Origin of the sequence: Providencia sp. PROV033 (genome assembly GCF_028484855.1) — a bacterium.
Taxonomy (GTDB): Bacteria; Pseudomonadota; Gammaproteobacteria; order Enterobacterales; family Enterobacteriaceae; genus Providencia; species Providencia alcalifaciens.
This window is the reverse complement of the sequence record NZ_JAMPSW010000046.1, coordinates 1-6,173: the sequence shown is the minus strand read 5'-3', so window position 1 is coordinate 6,173 and position 6,173 is coordinate 1. Positions and strand designations below refer to the sequence as shown.

Annotated in this window: 7 protein-coding genes; 6 read left to right on the top strand and 1 reads right to left on the bottom strand. The window is 43.9% G+C overall.

All coding sequences use genetic code 11. The features are described from left to right. On the bottom strand, positions 1-355 hold a 355-nt coding region (locus PSF16_RS09765; protein ID WP_336313814.1), incomplete at its 3' end, for a DEAD/DEAH box helicase. Positions 356-498: 143 nt separating this feature from the next. On the opposite strand from PSF16_RS09765, the gene sfsA reads away from it, so the two are divergent. The 6 genes from sfsA (at position 499) to panC (ending at position 6,047) form a co-directional block, all read left to right on the top strand. Beyond that, positions 499-1,215, top strand: coding sequence for a DNA/RNA nuclease SfsA (sfsA, locus tag PSF16_RS09760; protein WP_272689179.1), 717 nt, complete (start codon positions 499-501; stop codon positions 1,213-1,215). Positions 1,216-1,405: 190 nt separating this feature from the next. Continuing rightward, on the top strand, positions 1,406-1,861 hold the full coding sequence (gene dksA, locus PSF16_RS09755) for an RNA polymerase-binding protein DksA (protein ID WP_006659320.1): 456 nt from the start codon (positions 1,406-1,408) through the stop codon (positions 1,859-1,861). A 380-nt stretch (positions 1,862-2,241) separates the two neighbouring features. Further along, on the top strand, positions 2,242-3,750 hold the full coding sequence (gene pcnB, locus PSF16_RS09750) for a polynucleotide adenylyltransferase PcnB (RefSeq protein WP_218927402.1): 1,509 nt from the start codon (positions 2,242-2,244) through the stop codon (positions 3,748-3,750). Positions 3,751-3,807: 57 nt separating this feature from the next. Further along, entirely contained in the window at positions 3,808-4,290 is a 483-nt protein-coding gene (folK, locus tag PSF16_RS09745; RefSeq protein WP_272689178.1) for a 2-amino-4-hydroxy-6-hydroxymethyldihydropteridine diphosphokinase, read from the top strand. 67 nt (positions 4,291-4,357) lie between these two features. Further along, the gene (gene panB, locus PSF16_RS09740; protein ID WP_006659323.1) at positions 4,358-5,149 is read left to right on the top strand and encodes a 3-methyl-2-oxobutanoate hydroxymethyltransferase; all 792 of its coding nucleotides are present in this window, start codon (positions 4,358-4,360) and stop codon (positions 5,147-5,149) included. A 34-nt stretch (positions 5,150-5,183) separates the two neighbouring features. Further along, the gene (gene panC / locus PSF16_RS09735) at positions 5,184-6,047 is read left to right on the top strand and encodes a pantoate--beta-alanine ligase (protein WP_036961573.1); all 864 of its coding nucleotides are present in this window, start codon (positions 5,184-5,186) and stop codon (positions 6,045-6,047) included. Positions 6,048-6,173 lie beyond the last annotated feature (126 nt).

The following is a 6,173-nucleotide window of genomic DNA, read 5'->3' as shown; positions in this document are numbered from 1 at the left end:
TGACTAACTCGACACCCTCAAGCATCGGGTCATTTTGTAATTGACGCGTGAGAACACCTTCAGTGACCACTTCTAGCCGTGTTTTAGCACTCACCTTACTTTCAGAGCGCATTCGCAAGCCAATGGTTTCGCCTATCGATTCCCCTAACTGTTGTGCTAAACGAGCAGCCACCGAACGCGCAGCAATCCGCCGCGGTTCTAGCATAATGATCCGCCCATTGAACTGCCCACTTTTGAGAATTTCTAACGGCAGTACAGTGGATTTACCTGCGCCAGTTGGCGCATGTAAGAGAACTTGCGGAGATTTCGCTAAAGCAGCGAGTAAGTCATTACTTACTTCTAAGATAGGGAACACTAAGGGGCGACTCCATGACGTTTAACTTTTATGTTAAGCATTGTAGCATTAACCAATATGACGCATTAATACTGTCTATCACATAAGCCTATATAGCATGAGGCCATGTTATATCACGAGCAACGCAGTAAAACGGAGAAGACATGGAATTTATCCCCCCATTAAAATCAGCGACTTTAATTAAACGCTACAAGCGTTTTTTAGCGGATGTCGTCACCCCCGAGGGAGAGGAAATAACGATACACTGCGCGAATACGGGAGCCATGACGGGTTGTGCCACGCCTGGAGATACGGTGTGGTATTCCACCTCAGATAATCCGAAACGAAAATACCCTTATAGTTGGGAGTTAACGCAAACTCAAAATAACCATCTAATTTGTATTAACACAATGCGGGCAAATCAATTAGTGGCAGAAGCGTTGGCAAAAAAACATATTCCAGAATTATCTGACTACAGTATAGTGACTCCCGAAGTGAAGTATGGAAACGAAAACAGCCGAATTGATTTTTTTCTTGCTCAAGATGGGTTAATTGATTGTTTTATAGAAGTAAAATCAGTTACTTTACTAGAGGATGGTCATGGTTATTTTCCTGACACCCAAACAATTAGGGGGCAAAAGCACCTTCGAGAGCTGACTCAGATTGCTAAAGAAGGAAAACGCGCCATACTTATGTTTGTTGTTTTACATAGCGGCATCCACGTAGTATCCGCCGCTGCACATATTGACTCTCAATATGCAGCGTTGTTAGAACAGGCTATTGCCAATGGCGTCGACGTTCTGTGTTATCAAGTGGATATATCTAAACAAAAAATGCAAATAGGGACATCAGTTCGCTTCACCCCGACTAAGTCATTTTAGTTTAGTCGATATTTAAACAAGGTCATCGAGTTATGAGTGCAAGTGAAGGGAAGAAACACGCTTGCCCTCACAGCATTGCAAAACTCATCACATGAACGATTGCCAAGACGGCTGTCTTCTGATATTTATAGCGACCTTAAATTTTCCCCCTTGGGGTTTTTGTAAAATTTGCGTGTGTAGGAGAAGCATTATGCAAGAAGGGCAAAAACGTAAGACATCGTCCTTAAGCATTCTCGCCATTGCCGGGGTTGAGCCCTATCATGAGAAGGCTGGCGAAGAGTACATGAACGAAGCCCAATTGGCGCATTTTAAGCTCATTCTCGAAGCATGGCGCAATCAACTCAGAGATGAAGTGGACCGGACTGTTACTCATATGCAAGATGAGGCAGCTAACTTTCCAGACCCCGTTGATAGAGCCGCTCAGGAAGAGGAATTCAGCCTCGAATTACGTAACCGCGACCGCGAACGTAAATTGATCAAGAAGATCGAAAAGACGCTGAAGAAAGTTGAAGATGAAGATTTTGGCTACTGCGAATCTTGTGGTGTGGAAATTGGCATCCGTCGTTTGGAAGCGCGTCCAACTGCAGATTTGTGCATCGACTGTAAAACATTAGCAGAAATCCGCGAAAAGCAGATGGCTGGCTAATTGTTGTATTGGGAGTCCTCAACGGCGCATTAACCCTGCGCCGTTATAAGGATTCGCACCCTCAAAAAAATTCAAACTCCCCCTTTTCGCTGATGTTTCCATTCTCATTTTTGCTGCTTTTGTTATCGTTTGCGTTACATGATAAAAATCTACAATTAGTATAATATTCACTGAGTTAATTGATATAAAATATAATTAGCCATGACTTTTATTCGTTTAACCATTCTCAAAGAAACTTCAGTGAGCTATGATTAGCCGCTTATTTTGTTTTATGAATCTATGTAATGACATCGAGGTGTACTATTTTTAACCGAGTAGCAAATTTCTGCCGTAATATTTTATCTCGCAATGAACCAGCATCGTCCACAGAACAGGACGCGATGCCAAAGCGCGGTGCGCGAGACACACAGGCAGCCAGTGAAAGGCCAGTCACTCCTTCTGCATCAGAAAAAAAATCTGAGAGGAACACTCGGCATGAGCAGAATACTAGGCAAATAAAGAAAACGGTTCGTCATCCTAAGCGTTCCGATGTTCAAACACAGAAGCGAACACCCGTGACGAAACAAGAATCCATTACGGTTATCCCACGAGCCGATCACCCAATCTCGCGTGATGACATCAGTGATAATGCACTGAAAGTATTATATCGCCTCAATAAAAATGGCTATGAAGCCTATTTAGTTGGGGGCGGCGTCCGTGATTTATTATTGGGTCAAAAACCCAAAGATTTCGATATCACGACCAATGCAACGCCTGAGCAAATTCGCAAGCTGTTCCGTAATTGCCGACTGGTCGGTCGCCGATTCCGCCTTGCACATATTATGTTTGGTCCAGAAATTATTGAAGTTGCCACTTTCCGTGGTCACCATGATCAAGAAGTAGATGACAAAAATCTGTCATCCCAAGCGCAAAATGGCATGTTACTTCGCGATAATATTTTCGGCTCCATCGAAGAAGATGCAATTCGTCGCGACTTCACCGTCAATAGCCTGTATTACAACATTGATGATTTCTCTGTACGTGATTACGTTAATGGCTTGCAAGACTTAAAAGATGGTGTCATTCGCCTAATTGGTGACCCAGAAACTCGCTATCGTGAAGATCCCGTTCGGATGATCCGTGCTGTGCGTTTTGCCTGTAAGCTCAATATGCGTATCGAGCCAAAGACCGCAGAACCCATTCACCGCTTAGCCCCACTGCTAGGTGAGATTCCATCTGCTCGCCTGTTTGAAGAGTCATTAAAATTACTTCAAGCGGGTTATGGCTACGCCACATATAAAATGCTGAATCAGTACCATTTGTTTGAGCAACTGTTCCCAGTGATTGCAAGTCGCTTCACCGAGAATGGCGACTCTCCAATGGAAAAAATCATTGAACAAGTGTTAAAAAATACTGATTTCAGACTAAAAAATGATAAGCGAGTCAACCCTGCATTTTTATTCGCAGCCATGTTATGGTATCCCGTCACTGAACATGCTGAGAAATTAGCACAGGAAGGTGGGCTGGCTTACTACGATGCTTTTGCACTGGCCATGAATGATGTACTGGATGAACAGTGCCGCTCTATTGCAATACCAAAACGTATCACCACAACCATGCGTGATATTTGGATGCTGCAATTGCGCCTACCTCGTCGCCAAGGTCGTCGTGCGAATAAATTAATGGAGCACCCGAAATTCCGTGCAGCCTTTGATTTATTAGAGCTAAGAGCAAATGTTGAGCACCGTAATGAGCTACAAGAACTCGCATTATGGTGGAGTGATTTCCAGCAGTCTAACGCACAGAAACAACGTGAAATGATTTCGGAATTAGGCAGTGCACCGACTCGCCGTCGCCAACGTCCACATCGTTCATCGCAATCTGGCAATAGAAAGCCTAACAAATCATAATTGTGTCAGTCGCAACGACTTAAACTGTCGTTGCGATCACTGTAGAGAGATAAAGAAATGGAGCAGGTGTATATTGCCATTGGCAGCAACTTAGGCGAGCCACTTAAGCAAGCACAACAAGCGATTACTGCATTAAATGCAATCCCAAACAGTCGCGTTGTGAGCACTTCATCTATTTATCGAACCAAGCCGCTCGGTCCACAAAATCAGCCTGATTTTCTCAATCTGGCCGTTTTACTGGAAACAGAACTCGAACCCGAAGAACTTCTCAATTACACTCAAAAAATTGAGTTAGATTTAGGGCGTGTTCGTAAAGATGAGCGCTGGGGACCAAGAACGTTAGATCTCGATATCATGTTGTTTGGTAACCGCATCATGAATACAGAACGGTTAACCATTCCACATTATGGGCTAAAGGAGCGTGAATTTATGCTTCATCCGCTCAGTGATATTACCCCTTCCCTGATTTTTCCTGATGGTGAATTACTGTCAGAAAGACTTATACACGTCCCTCGTAATGGCCTAATGCTTTGGGAATAAACGCCTGACGTATTTAACCTCTTTTAAGGTATGGTCATAAGAGAAATCATTTCCGGAGGTTATTTTAATGAAACCCATTTCTCTCGCTGATTTGTGTCAATATAAGAAAGAGAAACACAAATTCGCCACCATTACTGCTTATGATGCCAGCTTTGCACAACTATTTGCGGAGCAAGGTATCCAAGTGATTCTCGTTGGTGATTCCTTAGGAATGACTATCCAGGGAGAATCAAGCACCCTGCCTGTCACTGTCGAACAAATTGCGTATCACACTCGCTGTGTTCGTAAAGGTGCCCCTAACACATTTATCATCGCTGATATGCCATTTATGAGCTATGCCACGCCAGAGCAAGCGTGCACAAATGCCGCTATTTTAATGCAGGCAGGTGCTAACATGGTCAAAATTGAAGGGGGCAGCTGGTTATGTGATACGGTCAAAATGCTGTGTGAACGTTCCGTGCCTGTCTGTGGTCACTTAGGCTTAACCCCACAAGCTGTCAATGTATTAGGGGGCTATAAAGTCCAAGGTCGTGATGAAGTGACCGCTAACCAATTGATTAAAGATGCGATTGCCCTCGAAAATGCAGGTATTCAACTGCTCGTTCTTGAGTGTGTTCCTACCTCCCTCGCGAACCAAGTCACTGAAGAATTACTGTTACCTGTCATCGGTATTGGTGCGGGAAAAGGCACTGATGGACAAATTTTGGTGATGCATGATGCCTTAGGGATCACAGCCAAACCACCCAAGTTCGCGAAAAATTTTCTGGCTGAAGCTGGGAATATCAGTGATGCTATTCGCTTGTATATTCAAGAAGTTGAACAAGAAATTTACCCGAGTGATGCCCACTCATTTTCTTAATTCTATATAACGTATAACGATAAGGATGGGAAGTATGCGGATTATTGAAACATCGCTAATCTTGCGCCGTGAAATTCGCCGCTGGAAACAAGAAGGCAAACGTATTGCGTTTGTCCCTACGATGGGAAATTTACATGATGGGCATCTGACGCTGATTGACCAAGCAAAACAGCAAGCGGATATTGTGATTGCCAGTATTTTTGTCAATCCAATGCAATTTGACCGTCAATCCGATTTAGCGAATTATCCACGCACCTTGCAAGAAGATTGCGAAAAGCTCAAACGCAAAAATATTGATTTAGTTTTTGCGCCTTCTGCGACGGAATTCTACCCTGAGGGAATGGATAATCAAACTTATGTTGAAGTGCCTGAAATCTCTACCATGTTAGAGGGTGCTAGCCGTCCTGGGCATTTCCGCGGTGTTGCGACCGTTCTGACTAAGCTGTTTAACTTGGTTCAGCCTGATATTGCGTTATTCGGCGAAAAAGACTTCCAGCAACTTCAATTGGTACGTAAATTAGTCACGGATCTCTCTTTCGATATCCAAGTTGTCGGTGTCCCTATCGTCCGTGCCAAGAACGGTTTAGCGCTCAGCTCGCGGAATAATAACCTGTCCGCAGATGAACTCAAAATAGCCCCTCAGCTATTTGCCATTATGCAAAAAGCGGGCGAAAAGCTGGCTGATTCTCCCGCCGCAGCAACCCGCTTAATCGGTGAAATGGAAGAATCTTTACGTCAGGCTGGATTTACACCTGATGAGCTGTTTATTCGTGATGCCGATAACCTCGGTGAGCTAACGGTTTCCAGCCGCCGTGCCGTAATTTTGATGGCCGCATGGTTAGGAAAAACCCGTTTAATCGATAATCTACAAGTCGATTTGCCGCTCGATATCGCTTAACTAATTTAAACATCATTGATGTCACCGTTAGGTAGTAAGAGAACGAACCAACAACACTGTGGCATACAATGAGTAAGAATAAATATGATTACGTAGCCAACAACGCTGGGCTTGAATGAGAAAAAA

Excerpts from the sequence above, each read along its gene's own strand:
- folK (WP_272689178.1), top strand. The coding sequence starts at position 3,808 with ATGGAGCAGGTGTATATTGCCATTGGCAGCAACTTAGGCGAGCCACTT.
- panC (WP_036961573.1), top strand. The coding sequence starts at position 5,184 with ATGCGGATTATTGAAACATCGCTAATCTTGCGCCGTGAAATTCGCCGC.
- sfsA (WP_272689179.1), top strand. The coding sequence starts at position 499 with ATGGAATTTATCCCCCCATTAAAATCAGCGACTTTAATTAAACGCTAC.
- dksA (WP_006659320.1), top strand. The coding sequence starts at position 1,406 with ATGCAAGAAGGGCAAAAACGTAAGACATCGTCCTTAAGCATTCTCGCC.
- panB (WP_006659323.1), top strand. The coding sequence starts at position 4,358 with ATGAAACCCATTTCTCTCGCTGATTTGTGTCAATATAAGAAAGAGAAA.
- pcnB (WP_218927402.1), top strand. The coding sequence starts at position 2,242 with ATGCCAAAGCGCGGTGCGCGAGACACACAGGCAGCCAGTGAAAGGCCA.